At 39.8% G+C, this 17,914-nt stretch carries 17 protein-coding genes; 4 read left to right on the top strand and 13 right to left on the bottom strand.

What is annotated here, in order from left to right; translation table 11 throughout:
• Positions 1–12 precede the first annotated feature (12 nt).
• The 5 genes from BQ7394_RS10790 to BQ7394_RS10770 all read right to left on the bottom strand — a co-directional run bounded on the left by BQ7394_RS10790 (position 13) and on the right by BQ7394_RS10770 (position 4,938).
• Positions 13–924: a dihydroorotate dehydrogenase gene (locus tag BQ7394_RS10790; RefSeq protein WP_075557444.1), complete on the bottom strand. Its 912-nt coding sequence runs from the start codon at positions 922–924 to the stop codon at positions 13–15.
• Positions 912–1,694 carry a dihydroorotate dehydrogenase electron transfer subunit gene (locus tag BQ7394_RS10785; protein WP_075557443.1) on the bottom strand — a complete coding sequence of 261 codons (783 nt, stop codon included), beginning with the start codon at positions 1,692–1,694 and terminating at the stop codon, positions 912–914. The genes BQ7394_RS10790 and BQ7394_RS10785 overlap by 13 nt, the downstream gene beginning before the upstream one ends.
• Positions 1,695–1,757: 63 nt before the next feature.
• Entirely contained in the window at positions 1,758–2,207 is a 450-nt protein-coding gene (locus BQ7394_RS10780) for a helix-turn-helix domain-containing protein (RefSeq protein ID WP_075557442.1), read from the bottom strand.
• Between the two features lie 915 nt (positions 2,208–3,122).
• A complete protein-coding gene (gene holA / locus BQ7394_RS10775; RefSeq protein ID WP_075557441.1) occupies positions 3,123–4,145 on the bottom strand; it encodes a DNA polymerase III subunit delta in 1,023 nt (340 codons plus the stop codon).
• 16 nt (positions 4,146–4,161) lie between these two features.
• On the bottom strand, positions 4,162–4,938 hold the full coding sequence (locus tag BQ7394_RS10770; protein ID WP_075557440.1) for an AMP nucleosidase: 777 nt from the start codon (positions 4,936–4,938) through the stop codon (positions 4,162–4,164).
• Between the two features lie 58 nt (positions 4,939–4,996).
• Between BQ7394_RS10770 and BQ7394_RS10765 the strand changes: the two genes are divergently transcribed.
• Entirely contained in the window at positions 4,997–5,452 is a 456-nt protein-coding gene (locus tag BQ7394_RS10765) for a type I restriction enzyme HsdR N-terminal domain-containing protein (protein WP_075557439.1), read from the top strand.
• A gap of 819 nt (positions 5,453–6,271) precedes the next feature.
• Here BQ7394_RS10765 and nqrF read toward each other — a convergent pair.
• Genes nqrF through BQ7394_RS10725 form a run of 6 tightly spaced genes read right to left on the bottom strand, consistent with a single transcriptional unit; the run spans position 6,272 to position 12,251 of the window.
• On the bottom strand, positions 6,272–7,561 hold the full coding sequence (gene nqrF, locus BQ7394_RS10750) for an NADH:ubiquinone reductase (Na(+)-transporting) subunit F (RefSeq protein ID WP_082211848.1): 1,290 nt from the start codon (positions 7,559–7,561) through the stop codon (positions 6,272–6,274).
• A gap of 27 nt (positions 7,562–7,588) precedes the next feature.
• A complete protein-coding gene (gene nqrE, locus BQ7394_RS10745) occupies positions 7,589–8,206 on the bottom strand; it encodes an NADH:ubiquinone reductase (Na(+)-transporting) subunit E (RefSeq protein ID WP_007656841.1) in 618 nt (205 codons plus the stop codon).
• A gap of 25 nt (positions 8,207–8,231) precedes the next feature.
• Positions 8,232–8,861 carry an NADH:ubiquinone reductase (Na(+)-transporting) subunit D gene (locus BQ7394_RS10740; protein ID WP_075557435.1) on the bottom strand — a complete coding sequence of 210 codons (630 nt, stop codon included), beginning with the start codon at positions 8,859–8,861 and terminating at the stop codon, positions 8,232–8,234.
• A gap of 4 nt (positions 8,862–8,865) precedes the next feature.
• The gene (nqrC, locus tag BQ7394_RS10735) at positions 8,866–9,663 is read right to left on the bottom strand and encodes an NADH:ubiquinone reductase (Na(+)-transporting) subunit C (RefSeq protein ID WP_075557434.1); all 798 of its coding nucleotides are present in this window, start codon (positions 9,661–9,663) and stop codon (positions 8,866–8,868) included.
• 13 nt (positions 9,664–9,676) lie between these two features.
• A complete protein-coding gene (locus tag BQ7394_RS10730; RefSeq protein ID WP_075557433.1) occupies positions 9,677–10,879 on the bottom strand; it encodes an NADH:ubiquinone reductase (Na(+)-transporting) subunit B in 1,203 nt (400 codons plus the stop codon).
• Between the two features lie 22 nt (positions 10,880–10,901).
• On the bottom strand, positions 10,902–12,251 hold the full coding sequence (locus BQ7394_RS10725) for a Na(+)-translocating NADH-quinone reductase subunit A (RefSeq protein ID WP_075557432.1): 1,350 nt from the start codon (positions 12,249–12,251) through the stop codon (positions 10,902–10,904).
• A 132-nt stretch (positions 12,252–12,383) separates the two neighbouring features.
• Between BQ7394_RS10725 and BQ7394_RS10720 the strand changes: the two genes are divergently transcribed.
• The gene (locus tag BQ7394_RS10720) at positions 12,384–13,652 is read left to right on the top strand and encodes a type IX secretion system plug protein (protein WP_075559979.1); all 1,269 of its coding nucleotides are present in this window, start codon (positions 12,384–12,386) and stop codon (positions 13,650–13,652) included.
• A gap of 75 nt (positions 13,653–13,727) precedes the next feature.
• On the opposite strand, the gene BQ7394_RS10715 is transcribed toward BQ7394_RS10720, so the two are convergent.
• Complete coding sequence (locus BQ7394_RS10715) at positions 13,728–14,564, bottom strand: class I SAM-dependent methyltransferase (RefSeq protein ID WP_082211845.1); 837 nt, start codon at positions 14,562–14,564, stop codon at positions 13,728–13,730.
• A gap of 792 nt (positions 14,565–15,356) precedes the next feature.
• Between BQ7394_RS10715 and BQ7394_RS10705 the strand changes: the two genes are divergently transcribed.
• Positions 15,357–15,581, top strand: coding sequence for a putative signal transducing protein (locus BQ7394_RS10705; protein WP_075557429.1), 225 nt, complete (start codon positions 15,357–15,359; stop codon positions 15,579–15,581).
• Between the two features lie 26 nt (positions 15,582–15,607).
• Entirely contained in the window at positions 15,608–16,582 is a 975-nt protein-coding gene (locus BQ7394_RS10700; protein WP_075557428.1) for a 4Fe-4S binding protein, read from the top strand.
• Here BQ7394_RS10700 and guaD read toward each other — a convergent pair.
• Entirely contained in the window at positions 16,547–17,887 is a 1,341-nt protein-coding gene (gene guaD / locus BQ7394_RS10695) for a guanine deaminase (protein WP_075557427.1), read from the bottom strand. The genes BQ7394_RS10700 and guaD overlap by 36 nt on opposite strands.
• Between the last annotated feature and the right edge of the window lie 27 nt (positions 17,888–17,914).

The following is a 17,914-nucleotide window of genomic DNA, read 5'->3' as shown; positions in this document are numbered from 1 at the left end:
CTTATTGAAATATCATATTTCTAAAGCTCCAATAAGTTCTCTCGCGGATTTAAATCCATGTCTGTCGAGATACTCATTCATGCCGTCAATCACTTTTATCGATACGGTCGGATCAACAAAATTGTAAGTTCCGATCTGTATCGCCGTGGCCCCGGCCAACATAAATTCTACCGCATCTTTCCAGTTTGAAATACCTCCTAAACCGATGATAGGTATCTTTACTGCCTTGTATGTTTGCCATACCATCCGGAGGGCAACCGGCTTCACACAAGGACCGGATAAACCACCAGTTATTGTAGATAATATAGGTTTACGCTTCTCTGCATCAATAGCCATTCCGAGCATGGTATTGATAAGCGAAACAGAGTCTGCTCCTTCGGCTTCGACTGCTTTTGCAATCTCGGTTATGTCGGTTACATTAGGAGAAAGTTTTACAATAAGGGTCTTGGGATAAACCTTGCGAACTGCCTTTACAACTTCGGCCGCACCGCAAGTCGTTACGCCAAAAGCCATACCGCCTTGCTTCACATTCGGGCATGAAATATTGAGTTCGATAGCTGGAATTTTATCCAATCCTGCAATCTTTTCTGCACATTCCACGTATGTTTCGACAGACGATCCACTTACATTTACGATCATATTTGTGTCGATATCCTTAATAGAAGGATAAATATGATCCACGAAATATTGGGCCCCTTTGTTTTGCAGACCTACTGCATTCAACATCCCGGAAGGTGTTTCCGCCATACGGGGATACAGATTTCCTTCGCGTGGCTGAATAGTTGTTCCCTTTACAAAAATACCACCCAATCTTGAAATATCCATAAAGTCTGAATATTCTACTCCGTATCCAAATGTACCCGAAGCAGTCATTACCGGGTTTTTCAACTGCAAATTACCTATGTTTACATTTAACTCAGCCATGTCAATTTCTCTATATTAAATACGGGACCTTCAGTACAAACACATACATGACCTTCTTTCGTATTCTCCACACAGCATAGGCAAGCACCTATACCACAGGCCATTGTATTTTCAAGCGAGGCTTCGCATGTGATCGATTCAGTAGCGGCATATCTAGCGACAGCTACCATCATCGGCTTTGGTCCACATGTGTAAATTTTATCAAAATGAACGTTTTTCAATACGGAATGGTTTGTTACATAGCCTTTTTCACCGAGAGAACCGTCTTCGGTAGTTATGTGAACAGTTCCTATTTTCGTAAACTCATCCAGTTGCAATACATCATCCTTGGAGCGTGCTCCTAACAGGAATACAGGTTCAAAACCGGCATTCTTTAAGGCTGCCCCCAAACATAACATCGGAGCAGTACCAACACCACCACCAATTAACAGCAACTTCTGATTTTTACTTTCACTGGTAGGAATTGTAAAACTGTTACCCAACGGCAACATAATATTTACAATATCTCCCGGACGGTATTCTGCCATACGACGTGTTCCATCGCCAACCAACTGGATAAGCAACCACAATTCATTGGTTGTTCTATCTATAAAGTTAATTGAAATAGGTCGGCGAAGAAATGTTGTAGGAGAGTTATCCACCAGCACCTGAACGAACTGACCGGGAAGCATTTCCGGCAAAGTATCGTCGCTGGTTAATTTTAGCAGGCAATAATTTTTATGAAGGTGGTTGTTTTCAGTAACCTTCATATCTAACATGTACTTCTTCATATAATATGATTACTCAATTTCTATACAAAGATACATGAATAAGATGTATATAGCAATGCTGACCTAGTCTTTCTTGTTTTTTTCAGGAGTAAAAGTCTCAAATGTATTATCTGAATAGAATATCATTATTTTACTCACATTTCTGGAAGGTTGTTCAGGAAGCACAATTTGTTCTATTACAGGCTGTTTAGGCATGTTTACAGGTGTCTCAACCCTAATTTCCTTGCGATATTCGGGAGAATCCGGCTGATTGGACGGATTTATCGTTGTCTTTGTAAACAAATCGGGCTCAGTTAACACATGTTCGCGCATCATATTGCCTTTACCGAATAAAAGCCAGTCGGAATCTACATACGTAAACCGTTCCAGAATTTTTACCAGCACATCCAGGCTGGGGTTATTTCTACCGGATATAATATGTGACATAGCTGATCGCTGGATACCGATTGCTTCGGCAAATTTGGAAGGAGTTAGTCCTTCATGTTCCATTACTGCTAAAATACGATCTTTCATAACCAAAATGCGGATTATATATCAAAAAGAACTGCCAATATGACTGTTTACAAGGGTTTGATACAGAATTAAACCATGACACAAATATAACACATTATTTCCAATTGTGCAATTTATATTTATAATCATAAACAGATAGAATTGTGACCATCTATAAACATTTGTGTCTGATACGTTTGTAAACGTATACAAAGGGGCACAAAACGAGGTTAAAGTAGTGTTAATGAATTTATATAATAAATACCTGTTGCATAATGGATTATTATATCATTTATTATGCAATAAAGTTGCCATTTCACATTTATATACGGAATAATTGACAGGAATTAATGTATACAATTAATATATTAGGGTAATTAGCTGGTTTTTGATATATTATCATATATGTTTACTGTAACAGTATTTAAACCTATTTTTATTGATTTATATTAGTAATGTATACTGAAACATTTGTATCATCACTCTATTCGACACAAAAGTAACCTTTAAGGATGTTCTAATGTATACAAATATTCCCAGACACAAATGTAACTCATTTAGAACTGTACACATTAATAAATTAACATCTTTCACTTAGACGGCTCCACTGTCAATATGTCTTGTTTTTTGTTACAACTCTTTCTCTACCTGATATACTTTTGTATCCTATACCCTAAAAGCTTATTTTTTCGTGATATTTGTAAACAACTATACGAGAAGAAATAAATATTAAATTCTCAGAGGGGTAAAATGCAGGTGGAATCATTGAAAAACAAGATAGGCACTCTGTTTTTTCATGTTCGGAAATCTGACTATTCTAGAAAAATAAGGACAAAAAGCCGTTGTTAGGACTTGTTACGGCCAGAAACGAAAAAACTGCACATGGCGAATTCTAGAGTTATCGCCATGTGCAGTTTACACTACTGATTCTATTTTTTAATGAAGTATTTTATATAATAATTCTTTGAGTAAATCAGCATCCGATACAGAAGAATTGTCTACTCCTTTTGACCTGGCATCAGTTGTTCGAATGTCACTGATCAAATTAAAAACTTTCATGGCCGGATAATTTCTTAATCCAGTCATATAATCCTTTACCTGAAAAGTTCCCCTTAAACCTAAAGCCGTCATTAAACCACCTTCCGATCTGTCCTTTGTATAATAGCAGATCAACAGGTTGGAGAAATAATTAAAAATTACAGGAAGGGTCATCTGTATCGGATTACTTTTCGGATTCTTTTCGAAATACTGAGCAATCCGGTTTGCCTTTAATATGTCCTTTACTGCAATTGCTTTTATTAACTCGAAGTTATTGTATTCTTTACTTATTCCGATATTCTGTTCTATCAACTCCGGAGTGACGCGTTTTGGGGCCTTTTCAGGCAAGATCAATGCCAGCTTGTCCAATTCCTTACTTAGACGGCTTAAATCGTTTCCAAGGAAGTCTGAAAGCATTTGAGCGGCCTTTGGATCGATCCCGATGGAACGCTGTTGCATAAACGAAACGATAAATGCCGGCATTTTATAATCCGGTATTTTTTTCGATTCAAACAAAACGCCTGTTTTTTCAGTCGCTGCTGCCAGTGACTTTCTTCTGTCCAGGTTCTTATATTTGTAATTAACAACCAGTACCGTCGAATTAAGTGGATTTTTGACATAGTTGGTCAGCAATTCTATATCGCGGACCAGTTGTGCTTCACGTACGACTACCAACTGATATTCCGACATCATCGGAAACCGACGGGCTGCATTTATAATCATAGCCGCATCCGTATCGGCCCCATACATCACCATTTGATTGAAATCCCGCTCAGATTCACCCAACACATTCTCTATGAGCAGATCTGTTATCCTGTCCATAAAAAAAGGTTCTTCACCCATTAATATATAAACGGGCTGAAACTTTTTAGCAACGATATCCCGGCATATTTCCTCAAACGTATTTTCTTTTTTTGCCATAATAAAGCATTAAATATTACCAACTGAACCGAATATGACGGACTGTTTTTTTATCATCTATAATTTGATGAAGGGCTTCTATTCCTAATTTTACATGTTCCGGAGCAAAATTGCGGGTAACTGCCCGGTCGCTCGCCTCTGTTTTAACCCCATCTTCCTCTAAAGGTTTATCTGATATCATCAATAAAGCCCCCGTTGGAATTTTATTGGCAAAGCCTGCCGTAAGCAAAGTCGCTGTTTCCATATCGATACCGGTGGCATGCGTACGCTTCAAATAGTCCTTGAACGAAGTGTCGTATTCCCAAACACGGCGGTTTGTTGTATAAATCGTACCGGTCCAATAATCTTTTCCCTGGTCGCGAACAGCAGAGGAAATAGCACGCAACATTGAAAATGCAGGAAGCGACGGAACTTCTGCCGGCAAATACTCGTTGGAAGTTCCTTCACCACGGATTGCAGCGATCGGCAGAACATAATCACCCAGATTGTTGGCTTTCTTTAAACCACCGCATTTACCGAGAAACAGAACCGCAGTTGGACTAACAGCCGACAACAAATCCATGATCGTTGCCGCATTTGCACTTCCCATTCCAAAGTTAATAATGGTAATGCCTTCGGCCGAAGCATTCGGCATAGAGCTTTTCAATCCAAGTATCGGGACATTAAAATTTTCAGCAAATAGCTCGACATATTTGGTAAAGTTTGTGAGTAAGATATACTTATCAAAATCTTCCAGCCTACGCTCGGTATAACGAGGCAGCCAATTTTCAACGATTTCTTGTTTTGTTTTCATAAATCATTACCTTTGAGGGTAGAATTATAGTGTATAATATAAACGACAAATATAATAAATGCTATCATTAAACCTGCCAACATTCGCAGCGAAAGTAAAGGAAAAAGACGGGAAACCTGTTATATTCGATCCGGTACGCCGCAAATATGTAGCCCTGACACCCGAAGAATGGGTACGTCAGCATTTTGTCAATTATCTGATAACAGACAAAGGATACCCGAAAGAACTTCTGGCGAATGAAGTTCCCCTGAAACTGAATGGTACATCCAAACGATGTGACACAGTTGCATATAACCGTTTTTTAGCCCCTTTAATGATTGTGGAGTATAAAGCCCCCACCATAGAGATAACGAAGGCTGTTTTCGACCAAATAGTACGTTATAACATGGTATTGCGCGTACGTTACCTGACAGTCAGTAATGGCATCAACCATTTTTGCTGCAAAATCAATTATGAAAACCTTACTTATTCTTTTTTGGATGGGCTTCCCGAATATGGGATTCTGGAAGTCTGAAAATTGGAAGGAAAAGGCAATAACATCATTCTTATTTACCTGAAAAGAGTACAGATAAACAAGTATTTAGTTTCTTCCACAAAGCCTCTCCCCTTATCCTTCAGCACATCTCTGCCGGATAAGGGTTCATTCCCCCAATCGGTACCTGGAATTTTTTATCAGATATTTGTTACGTGACGTATGAGGAATAATGATCATTTTATTCCCTGCCAACCTGTCCTGTTTCCCCGCAAAAACAGAATCAGAAATAACCGGAATAATACAAATCACATTATTTATTTGAAATAGTCGGTTTATCTTACCAGTAAATACTGGTAAACACAAAAAAAACAATACCCCAAGGAGCATAGTTATCCAAAAATCAGAAGTATATATAGTGATAAAAGAATGTAGCATTTCCGTATATTAACAATTATACGGAACAAACGTAGCAATATTTATTTAAAAAACAAACTTTTGTCGAATAAATATTGCTATTATGAGTATTTTAAAAAAAAGTCTATAACGCGTATGCTGTTCTGTCGCGATAAATTTCAATAGAGTCAATTCGCTGTGTATCTGTTTTTTGAATATACACGGAATTGTCAACACCATGGATAGGCTGCTGAATCTCTTCTTTTTCATTGAAAAGAAGAGAATAACCTAGTATTACTGCGAAAAAAGATAGAATCAACAACTTCATAATCTTGCTCAATTTTATGTCTATATTAGCTAAGATGTAATAAGAACGGAAAATGCTGCATGATATTACAAAAAAAGGGAAGAAAATATTATTTCTTCCCTTTTTATTTATTGAGGCTTGTAAATACCTACCGTTTTTTATGCACCGAAGTCATCGAAGTGTAACATTTCGCGAGGTACACCCAGATTGTCAAGCATATTTTCTACCGCTTTCGACATCGGGCCCGGACCACACATGTAATATTCGATATCTTCCGGAGCTTCGTGATCCTTCAGATAAGTATCGTAAATTACCTGATGAACGAAACCAGCTGTATACTTCACACCTGCTGCATCAGCTGCAGGATCCGGGCGGTCAAGCGCCAGATGGAAAGTAAAGTTCGGGAATTCTTTTTCTATTTCCAGGAAGTCTTGCAGATAGAACACTTCATTCAATGCACGTGCACCATAGAAGTAAGACATCTTACGATCTGTTGTTTTCAATGTCTTAGTCATGTGCATGATCTGAGCACGCAACGGAGCCATACCAGCACCACCGCCGACCCACATCATTTCTCTCTTAGAGTCGAAGATCGGATGGAAATCACCGTAAGGACCGCTCATGATTACCTTATCACCCGGTTTCAGGGTAAAGATATAAGAAGAAGCAATACCCGGCATTACATCCTGGAATCCAGGACCCTGTTCTTTCGGTTTGAAAGGAGGAGTCGCGATACGTACAGTCAACATGATACGGTCTCCTTCTGCAGGATAGTTGGCCATTGAGTAAGCACGGATAGTCGGTTCAGTGTTCTGACATTTCAAACCGAACAAACCGAAATTCTTCCATGCCGGCAGATAACCTTCACCGATCAGGTCTTTATCGATATCCTTGTCATAATCCATAGTATATGCAGGAATCTTGATCTGTGCATAAGAACCCGGAACGAAGTCCATGTGTTCACCCTTAGGCAGAGCAACGATAAACTCTTTGATAAAGGTTGCCACGTTCTTGTTGCTGATCACTTCGCATTCCCATTCCTTAACTCCGAATACTTCATCAGGAACTTTGATCTTGATATCTTCTTTTATCTTGGTCTGGCAACCCAGTCTCCAATGATCTTTAATTTGTTTACGAGAGAAGAAACCAACTTCCGTAGGAAGAATGTTTCCGCCACCTTCCGGCACCTGACAACGGCACTGTCCACAGCTACCGCTACCACCACAAGCAGACGACAGGAAAATACCTTCACTCTGAAGCGTATTCAATACAGTTCCACCAATGGGAACATCGTATTCCTTTTCTCCGTTAACAACCATCCTCACATTGCCCGATGGTATTAATTTTGCTTTCGCAAATAAAAGCGAACCAACAAGGATCAGTGTAATCACAAGGAAAACGACTGCTCCAACTGCAATGGTAAGTCCGCCCGACATTAATATAATCATCTTTATTCTTGTTTAATGCGTTAATACTTAGATCTTAAGTCCTGAGAAGCACATAAATGCCATACCCATCAGACCGGTAATGATAAAGGTAATACCCAGACCTTTCAAAGGCTTCGGTATATCCGAATAAGCCAATTTTTCACGGATAGCAGCCATACCAACGATAGCCAGCATCCAACCGATACCAGAACCTAAACCGTATACAGTAGCAACTCCTACATTAGGAAATGCTCTTTGTTGCATAAACAGAGAACCACCCAGGATAGCACAGTTCACAGCGATAAGCGGCAAAAAGATACCCAGAGATGCATACAATGCCGGAGCAAATTTCTCAACAACCATTTCAACCAACTGCGTAAATGAAGCAATGATGGCGATGAAGATGATCAGAGAAAGGAAACTCAGATTCACTCCTGCATATTCAGCGCCTAACCAGCTCATGGCGCCTTCTTTCAATATATAATTTTCGAGCATATAGTTGATCGGCAACGTACATACCAAGATGAACGTTACAGCCATACCCAATCCTAAAGCAGTCTTTACGTTCTTGGAAACAGCCAGGAAAGAACACATACCCAGATAGTATGCGAAAATCATGTTGTCTACGAAGATCGAGCGGACAAACGTGCTTAAATATTCTTCCATTCTATTATTCGTTTAATAGTTTGTATTAATTTTCTTGAAGCTCTTTGTTCTTAGAACGGTGAACCCATATAATCACGGCAATCACGATCAAAGCCATCGGAGGCAGGATCATCAAACCATTGTTTACATAGCCGAAGTCGTAGAATGCCTGCGGGATCACCTGGAATCCAAGTAACGTACCAGAACCTAATAATTCACGGAAGAAACCTACGATCACAAGGATCAGAGCATACCCCAAACCATTACCAATACCGTCCAGGAAAGATTCCCACGGACCGTTACCCAGGGCGAACGCCTCCAGACGTCCCATCAGGATACAGTTGGTAATGATCAGACCAACGAACACCGAAAGCTGCTTATTTACATCATAGGCAAATGCTTTCAATACTTCACTTACAATAGTTACCAATGCGGCAACAACTACCAACTGTACGATAATACGGATACGGTTAGGAATTGTATTACGCAGTAACGAAATAATCACGTTGGCAAACGCCACCACAGCCGTCACGGAAATACCCATTACAATAGACGGCTCAAGTTTTGATGTTACAGCCAATGCAGAACAGATACCCAACATCTGTACGATGACAGGGTTGTTTGTGCTCAACGGGCCTAACAGAACTTCTTTATTCTTACTTGATAATAATCCCATCTTCTTACTGATTTTGTGAGGTTAAAAACTTAACATAACCATTCAGGCTATTGAACAACATATGGTCAACCCCCTGACTGGTGATCGTACCACCTGAAATACCGTCAACATAGTCCTGACCGGCTACGCTCTTACCCGGCTTAACAATAGCTACGGATTTGAATTCACCGTTGAAGAACAATTTTTTACCTTTGAATTCTTTGCTGAATTCTGGTTTTGAGATCTCAGCACCCAATCCCGGAGTTTCTCCCTGGTGGCTGAAGTCTGCACCAAAAATTGTATTCTTGTCTTCATCAACGGAAAGATATCCCCACAGAGGTCCCCACAAACCTGCACCTGACAAAGCCATGATATATTTGTTTTTACCATCTACATTGGCTACGAATACCGGATGTTGATCTGGTGTTGCAGTAAATGCGTCACCTTCTACCTTTTCTCCATTTTCATTCACAAGGAAAGATTCTTTGATCAGTTCACTGTATTTTGCTTCAGCTTCATTAGGCTGAACAGATACATTGATTGAACGCAGGATCTGCTGTCTCTTGTCGTTATCTTCGTTCTTCTGCTGGAAAGTTCTCAGCGATTGAGAAGTAAATGCCAATACAACAGCTACCAAAACAACCATTACAGAAGCATAAACTACTGTATATACGTTGCTATCTCTATCCAATCCCTTCTTACCGGCAGCAGCCTCTTTGATTTCTTCAAATTCAGAAGCAGGAACGCCACATACAGGACAAACATCCGGAGCTTTATTTCCTTCGTGGATATATCCACATACTTTACATTTATATTTTGCCATACTCCTTCTTACATTATTTGATTACACGTTTCAATCTGCGGTTGATGTTAGCTTCTACCACATAGTAGTCGATCAGCGGAGCAAATACATTCATCAACAGGATAGCAAGCATCATACCTTCAGGATAACCCGGGTTTAATGCACGGATAATGATAGCCATTGCTCCTACCAGGAAGCCATAGATATATTTACCTGTTTCAGTACGTGCAGATGTCACAGGGTCGGTAGCCATAAATACGGCACCAAAAGCAAAACCGCCCAGGAACAAATGATCGATCGGAGATACACACATAGCCACCGTTGTACCGATCATATTGAAGATAGCAGCCATAACAGCACCACCTACAAATACAGACAGCATGGTCTTCCAGCTTGCGATCTGAGTATACAGAAGGATAACAGCACCGATCAGGATAGCCAATACGGATGTTTCACCGATTGAACCCGGAATCAGTCCCAGGAACATATCCCAGGTAGTCATCGGGTTACCCAGTACGTCAACTGTCTGGAATGAACCGATCATATCTTTACCGGCAATAGCAACCTGTCCCAGCGGAGTGGCTCCGGAGAAACCGTCAACTACTGTTCCTGCACCCAGTCCGAATGTATCGGCTGTGCGAACGAATACCTGGTCGCCAGACATGGCAGCCGGATAAGCAAAGAACAGGAACGCACGTGTTACCAATGCAACGTTAAACACGTTGTAACCAGTACCACCGAATACTTCCTTAGCAAAAATAACCGCAAAAGCAGTAGCCACAGCAATCATCCACAGCGGAGTATCGATAGGAACGATCATCGGGATCAATATACCCGAAACCAGGAAACCTTCCTGAATTTCTTCTTTTTTCACCTGGGCAACAGCAAACTCGATACCCAGACCTACTACGTACGAAACAATAATTTTAGGCAGTACAGCCAGGAAACCGAAGATGAATGTCATCAAAAATCCGGGATCAGCACCAACAGCCAGATTGTGTTGATAGCCGACATTGTACATACCAAAAAGCAAAGCAGGCAACAAAGCGATAATAACCACAGTCATGGTACGCTTAGAATCGATATAGTCGTGAATATGCACGCCTGATTTCGAAGTGGTGCTCGGAACAAATAAGAATGTTTCAACACCTTCGAATACAGAACGGAACATCGCCAGCTTTCCGCCTTCCTCAAAGTTAGGCTTAATCTTGTCGAGGTAATTCCTTAACGCTTTCAATGTATTCTAATTTTTTATGTTATTAATTCATTTCCTTGTATAACAGATCCAATCCCTGACGTACGATCTTCTGGATCTCGATCTTGGAAGTGTCAACAAATTCACAAAGTGCAAAATCTTCCGGGGCAACTTCATAGATACCCAGATTTTCCATTTTATCGATATCGAAAGCGATAATGGCTTTCAGCAGGTATTCGGGATAGATGCTCATCGGGAATACTTTTTCGTATTCGTTCGACATGATCATGGCGCGTTTACCTCCTTTGATACGTGCATCGATTACATATTCTTTGCTCTTCGGAGCCAACCAGGTAAAGAAAGAATGACTTACACTGTATTTTCCGAATCCCGGAGTTGCCCAACCGAAGAAGTCATAAGTTTTGTCTCCTTCAGGGATCACGGTGATCTGATTATCGTAAGCACCCAAATAATCATCTTTACGAACTTTCGTTCCGGTCAGCACATTTCCGCTGATGATACGAAGATCTTCCTTGCCTTCCAGGATCTTTCCTGCAACCAAACTGTTGATCGTACAACCGGAAATAGTTTTAACGTATCCTCTTTCTGTTGTTTCAGAACCTGTGATAGCAACCAAACGGCTGAAATCAGCTACACCTTTGTTAAACAGACGACCGATAACGATCACATCTGCCGGGTTTACCACCCAAACTACTTCGAGTTTGTTCACCGGTTTGATATGGTTGATCTGTACCCCTACGTTACCTGCAGGATGTGGTCCTTCAAACTCAACCGTTTCAACACCTTTCACATTCACGGAAGAACCTTTTCTGACACCGACATACACTTTACCTTTGGTAAGTTTTGCCAGTGCATCCAACCCGGTCTGGAAATCAGCTTCCTGTCCTTTCAAAATGAAATCGAAATTCGGAGCCAACGGTGCAGAATAGAACGCAGACACGAAAATGTCACGCGGTTCATCTGACGGCGTAGCTACGATATCGTACGGACGCTGTTTGATAAAAGGCCACATACCACCATTGAGCAGGGCTTCTTTTACCTCTTCACTTTTCAGCGAAGACACATTTTTCTTACCGAAATCCTCGTACTCGATCTGCGTGTCCGGCTTAACAACGATGCTAAGCACTTTACGCTTCTCTCCTCGGTTTACGGCAGTTACTTCACCGCTAACGGGTGAAACGAACTTGATCTCCGGGCGGTTCTTATCGATCATCAATACAGAACCGGCTTTGACTTTTTCTCCTACTTTGGCAACAACTTTGGGGGTAATACCGTTATAATAATCGGGGACGATAGCATAACTGTCGCTTTTCCCGGTGTTTAACAGTACGTCCGAAGCTTTGCCCTTCAGATTAATGTCTAAACCCTTTTTAATCTTAATCACATTTGCCATGATACAACTAAAATTGTTTATATGTAATTTTCCCGCAAAAGTACATAAATTTTTATGCTTTAAAGCAGGATTAAAGAAATAATTAGAGAAATAATTCCATAATTTTGTACCGTCAAAGAAAGAGACATGAAAATGAGAGTATATTGTTTATTATTTTTGTTGTTTTGTGCCGCTGTAATGCAGGCCAATGCTCAGCAAACGTACTTTACCGACGTTAACAGCAAGCTGATAAAAACCCTTCAGGTGAAGGTGGCAGGAGAGTTTATTTCCGAGCCTTATATCGAATTGAACGGAGGTCAGCAGATCCAGATCAACTTCGATGCGTTGGAACAGGGTGGTGTCCGCTACTCCTATTCTATCATCCATTGTGATGCCAACTGGCAGAAGTCCATCCTCTCTCCCATTCAATATATGAGTGGTTTTCAGGGATTAACAATAGATGACTTCGCGAATTCCATTAACACCACGACGCAGTACACAAACTATAATCTGCTGTTGCCGAATGACGACGTGCAGTTCAAAATCTCCGGGAATTATGCAGTACAGATCTACAATGAAGATATTCCGGACCAGATTGTTCTGACCGCCTGCTTCTCTGTTGTAGAACCGATGATCAATATTGCGGCATCTGTCAGTGGAAACACGGATATCGATACTAACCAGACTCACCAACAGGTAAGCTTCACTATTAACAACAAGAATTTCCCGATCCCATATCCTCAGACGGATCTGAAGATATTTGTTTATCAGGATAATCGTCGTGATAATGCAGTCTCTGGCTTACAACCGATGTCGATACAAGAAAATCAGATATCATATACTTACAACCGCAATCTTATTTTTTCTGCAGGTAATGAGTATCGGCGCATGGAATTCCTGAGTACTAAATACAACGGGATGCATATTGAAAATATATCTTACCATAATCCTTATTACAATGTGGAGTTGATGACCGATCATAAACGCAGTAACCAGACCTATCAGTACGATCAGGATCAGGACGGGCGCTTTTTCATCCGGTGTAGTAGTTGTGACGATCCGGACACGGAAGCGGACTATTGTATAGTGCATTTTGCCTTAGCCTGTGATCCTTTCCTCGATGGAAATGTTTACCTGAACGGCGAACTATTCCATAACGTACTGGATGAAAAGAGCAAAATGGGATATAATTTTGAAACCCATCAATATGAAAAGGCAGTACTGCTTAAACAGGGAAGTTACAATTATCAGTATCTTTATGTACCGAATGGCAGCACTGTGGGCGAAACCGGTCCTATTGAAGGAAACTATTACCAAACGGAAAACGAATATAGTATTTATGTTTATTACCGTCCGATGGGGACTCAATATGACCGTTTAATCGGCGTAACGACGGTAAAAAATGCAATGCAGGTATTTTAAAGATATATGAAACGAATATCCCGATATTTATTCATTGAAATATCGGGATATTCGTTTTTATAAAAGCCAATGTGATTATTTCTTCCTTATAATAACTACATCCTGAAAATCCAGCGGAGAAGCGCCATGAGACCAACTTCCCTGATATTTCGATTCTGCGAATAAACCATTCTTTTCCAACAGAGAATCCAGATATGATTCATCAAAAGCAATATTAGCTTCCTTAACCTTTTTATCCATCAAGCTATAACCGTTAAAGGAATGAAGAAACTTAAACTCAATCACATCTTCCTTCATTTGTTGTTTTATCTCCGGAGTTAATAAGAAGAATGTAGCCAAACATTTTCCATCTTGTTTCATTACCTTGGAAATCTGCCCCAGATAATTATCGACGTCATCCGGCATCATATGCGTAAAAACGGAAGTGAGCACGACACAATCAAATGTTTTCTGAGGATAAGGAAATTTAAAGTCCTTAGCTTTATCATCCGTACTCAAATTATAAAGGTCATTTTTTAAGTCTATGTATAAAAAATGGAAGTTGGGGAAACTAACCGTTATTTTCTTTTTGCACCAATCTATTCCTTTTTTTACAATGTCAAAACCATCATACTGCCCATCTGCATTCAAATAACGGGTTAAGGGAACAGCTAAACGTCCGATACCGCAACCCACATCCAGAATTTTGCCAGACGGTTTTAAATCGGCATACTTAACAACCAGATCGAGCAAATGACCCCCTTGCTTTTTAAAATCGCCCGATCCGATAAAAATCATTCCGCGCATAGGGGTCATTTTATCCCTTTTTCCTGTAAGGCCTTCATAAAAATCAATAGGGAGATAGAACAATCTTCTCACCACAAAGCGTAAAGAGGGTGGAAAAGCATAATATAGCTTTCTTGCTATTTTCATAATATCATCACTTTAAATTTTTTGTTACAATCATTCTTTAGTAAACGAAGAGTCAATACAAATATTATATAGAGCAACTGAATATTTACCTGAATATCCAATGTGTCAAATTGTTATTTCTGCCTATATATAGATCGGCTGTACCCGACAAGAGACGCAACAACCATGTTTTATCAAATCCTCACAAGGTTACTATATATCAGATAGCTTCATTATGCAATAACATTACGATAAACCGGTATTAGTATTTCGCCTATTATGTCCTTTTATTGCGAAAATAGATAATAATTATATTTTTGTCATTCTATTTCAGGTCCATTCAAGAGATCATCTGGAGAATAAAACTGCTCAAAAACATACTATTTAAGCAAAACGATGCATTCAAACACTAGCAAAGCAACACCTTTTAACATATTTCCCGCTTTAGACAAAGCACCATTTCGTTTAAACGGAAAAAAAACTCGTTTTAAACGAACTGATAATTTCTTTAAAACAAGTCTGAAAAAAGGATCTAAGATGACATTTGTTAATTATTGTAACAATACATCTTCTAAAAACGTATTTCTGAAACTACTCATGGATATTTTCTACGGCAAATACTCGGCATATTAACACCAAAACTAAGATATTAGCATCATTTTATCAAAACAGCACCATCGATTTAACAGAGCAACCAGCTTTTAGCATACTTGTGGATATATATAATATCGCCCATCATTTCTTTATTCGGTTATAAAAAGATGAAATAAAAAAGTATCTTTGTAAGAATAAGAGTCCTAAAACACAATTATCATGAAAACAGTTTTTTTATCAACATTAGAAAATAGTTTCCAGGCAGGTCTTTTGAAGGATTTACTGATCAATGAAGGTATAGAGTCTTTCTTTAAGAACGAAAACATATCTAATGTATTGGGGAATATCTCCGGTTTTCAGCTAGAGATATATGTTTTTGAAAAGGATTATGAGAGGGCTAATGAAATTCTGAAAGAAGCTCTTCCACAATTGGTGGGCGAATAAACGTATAGCTTATTTTATAATCCTGAATGAACAAACAATATCTCTATTCTTCTGCCATAGCGGCTTTTTCAATAGCAGTTTTGCTGATTATTGTGCAAGTCGTTCCATCTAAGCCTTTGCTTTTACTGGAACGGTTATTCCCTTTAGGTGGTTGGATACAAATCTGCATAGCCATTATTTATGGAGCACTGCTTTGCTATAAAATGCAGGACAGGAAAGAACGTCCCAAATGGAGAACAAGGGCTTGGTTGCTTTTCTCGGTTGTCTTTTTCGGACAGTTGTTGCTGAGTATTTTGGTTAACTCCGTATTCCTCATGACCGGAAAGCTACACCTGCCTGTTCCGGCTATTATTCTTGCAGGCCCGCTATACAGGATGGAAGGATTATTTATGCCAATTCTTTTCCTGAGTACATTATTGCTTTCCGGACCGGCTTGGTGCAGTCAACTTTGTTATTTTGGGGCATTTGATGCCTGGAGTGCGAAAGGAAAGACGGATAAAAAACCTTTTCGTTTTCATCGTCAGCTACGTTACAGTGTTTTGTTTCTGGTAATTGCAGGGGCAATTATTTTAAGATTAACCGGAGCTGAAGGCTGGACAGCTACACTTGCTGGAATTGCCGTAGGATTGATCGGACTAATAATTATGCTGTTGTTATCGCGACGATACAAGAAAATGATCCATTGCAGCAGTTATTGCCCTATCGGGACATTAGTCTCATTTATGAAATACCTCTCTCCTTTTCGGGTAAAACTGAATAACGATTGCACACATTGCATGGCCTGTTTAAAATCCTGCAAATATGATGCTTTACATAAAGAAAACATAGAAAAAGGACAAATCGGATACACCTGTACCTATTGTGGAGATTGCCTTTCCGCCTGCAAACATGGAGGACTCGAATACCGTTTTTTGCGGCTGCGCCCGGCAACCGCCGAACGGCTCTGGATCATTATAACCGTTGTGTTACACACCTGTTTCCTGATGATTGCCCGTATCTGAAAGATACACAGGACTTCCCATCAAATAAGTTGCCGCTATATTACGGTCGTCACCCAATGTTTGAAGTCCGAACAGCTTATTTTCAAGAGTCCATTTTCCAATACGTTGAAGATACTCTTTCCGCATTTGTTGAGAAGATGTAGCCGTACAATCCACTACAATAAAATCGGCTTCGCGGCCAGGTTCAAAGCTACCTATTTTATCATCCAGCATCAAAGCTTTAGCCGTGCCACGTGTACATTTATATAAAGATTCGAATACAGACATCGAATAACCGTTCAACTGTTGTATCTTATAAGATTCTGCCATTGTTTTCCAAAGAGAAAAAGAAGTTCCACCACCCACATCTGTGGCAAGCGTTGTTTGTATGTTTATACGATTAGCCTGCTGCATATTAAATAAACCGCTTCCAAGAAACAGATTAGATGTCGGACAATGAGCTATGATAGCTCCTGCTTCAGCCATTCGTCGGCATTCTGAGTCAGAAAGATGAATGCAATGTCCGAATACAGAACGATCCGTCACCAATCCTGCACGTTCGTAAACCTCGAGATAATCCTGACATTCAGGTGACAAAGAAAGAGTTGAGTCTATTTCTCCCTTGTTTTCTGAAAGATGTGTTTGAATATAAGTATCCGGATATTCTTCGTGTAAACGGGCGGCAGTGATCAATTGACCATGTGTGGATGTTATTGAAAACCTGGGAGTAACAACATAAAGATTACGCCCATTCTTATGCCAGGATTCGATAAGTGCACGGCTATCTGTATAACCACTCTCCTCCGTATCTGTTAATGCCCGAGGGGCATTACGGTCCATCATAACTTTTCCGGTAAGCATCCTCATATTATATTCTGAAGCAACAGAAAAGAGCGCATCTACCGAGGTTTTATGAACTGTTGCATAAGCCATACAGCAGGTCGTTCCATTTCTAAATAGTTCGTTAACGAAAAGCCTGGCAACTCTTTCTGCATGCTCTTGTGATGCAAAAGCTTCTTCTGTAGGATATGTATATTGGTTCAACCAGTCAAGTAACTGTTTTCCATACATACCGATCATTTCCGACTGAGGATAATGGATATGCGAATCGATCAATCCGGGCATCAGCAATTTCTCTGAATAATCTGTCAGATATGCGTTATTATATTTTTCTTTGAGTCTATCATATAGCCCCGCTTCCATCACTTTTCCTTCCGATACAACCAAGGCTCCGTCCGGATAATAACAATAAGAATCTTCTCTTTTCAGAGGTGAATCTTTGAAATAAAAGACTTCTCCTTTAAATATTTGTATTGAATCGTTCATTTCCAACCACTTTTATTAGTTCAACAT

Source organism: Parabacteroides timonensis (genome assembly GCF_900128505.1).
Lineage (GTDB): Bacteria > Bacteroidota > Bacteroidia > Bacteroidales > Tannerellaceae > Parabacteroides > Parabacteroides timonensis.
This window is presented reverse-complemented; position numbering and strand designations above follow the sequence as displayed.

Coding starts and splice junctions, on each gene's coding strand:
- guaD (WP_075557427.1), bottom strand. CDS start 17,887: ATGAACGATTCAATACAAATATTTAAAGGAGAAGTCTTTTATTTCAAA.
- BQ7394_RS10770 (WP_075557440.1), bottom strand. CDS start 4,938: ATGAAAACAAAACAAGAAATCGTTGAAAATTGGCTGCCTCGTTATACC.
- holA (WP_075557441.1), bottom strand. CDS start 4,145: ATGGCAAAAAAAGAAAATACGTTTGAGGAAATATGCCGGGATATCGTT.
- nqrE (WP_007656841.1), bottom strand. CDS start 8,206: ATGGAAGAATATTTAAGCACGTTTGTCCGCTCGATCTTCGTAGACAAC.
- BQ7394_RS10715 (WP_082211845.1), bottom strand. CDS start 14,564: ATGAAAATAGCAAGAAAGCTATATTATGCTTTTCCACCCTCTTTACGC.
- BQ7394_RS10720 (WP_075559979.1), top strand. CDS start 12,384: ATGAGAGTATATTGTTTATTATTTTTGTTGTTTTGTGCCGCTGTAATG.
- BQ7394_RS10740 (WP_075557435.1), bottom strand. CDS start 8,861: ATGGGATTATTATCAAGTAAGAATAAAGAAGTTCTGTTAGGCCCGTTG.
- BQ7394_RS10785 (WP_075557443.1), bottom strand. CDS start 1,694: ATGAAGAAGTACATGTTAGATATGAAGGTTACTGAAAACAACCACCTT.
- BQ7394_RS10780 (WP_075557442.1), bottom strand. CDS start 2,207: ATGAAAGATCGTATTTTAGCAGTAATGGAACATGAAGGACTAACTCCT.
- nqrC (WP_075557434.1), bottom strand. CDS start 9,663: ATGGCAAAATATAAATGTAAAGTATGTGGATATATCCACGAAGGAAAT.
- BQ7394_RS10705 (WP_075557429.1), top strand. CDS start 15,357: ATGAAAACAGTTTTTTTATCAACATTAGAAAATAGTTTCCAGGCAGGT.
- BQ7394_RS10700 (WP_075557428.1), top strand. CDS start 15,608: ATGAACAAACAATATCTCTATTCTTCTGCCATAGCGGCTTTTTCAATA.
- BQ7394_RS10725 (WP_075557432.1), bottom strand. CDS start 12,251: ATGGCAAATGTGATTAAGATTAAAAAGGGTTTAGACATTAATCTGAAG.
- BQ7394_RS10765 (WP_075557439.1), top strand. CDS start 4,997: ATGCTATCATTAAACCTGCCAACATTCGCAGCGAAAGTAAAGGAAAAA.
- nqrF (WP_082211848.1), bottom strand. CDS start 7,561: ATGATTATATTAATGTCGGGCGGACTTACCATTGCAGTTGGAGCAGTC.
- BQ7394_RS10790 (WP_075557444.1), bottom strand. CDS start 924: ATGGCTGAGTTAAATGTAAACATAGGTAATTTGCAGTTGAAAAACCCG.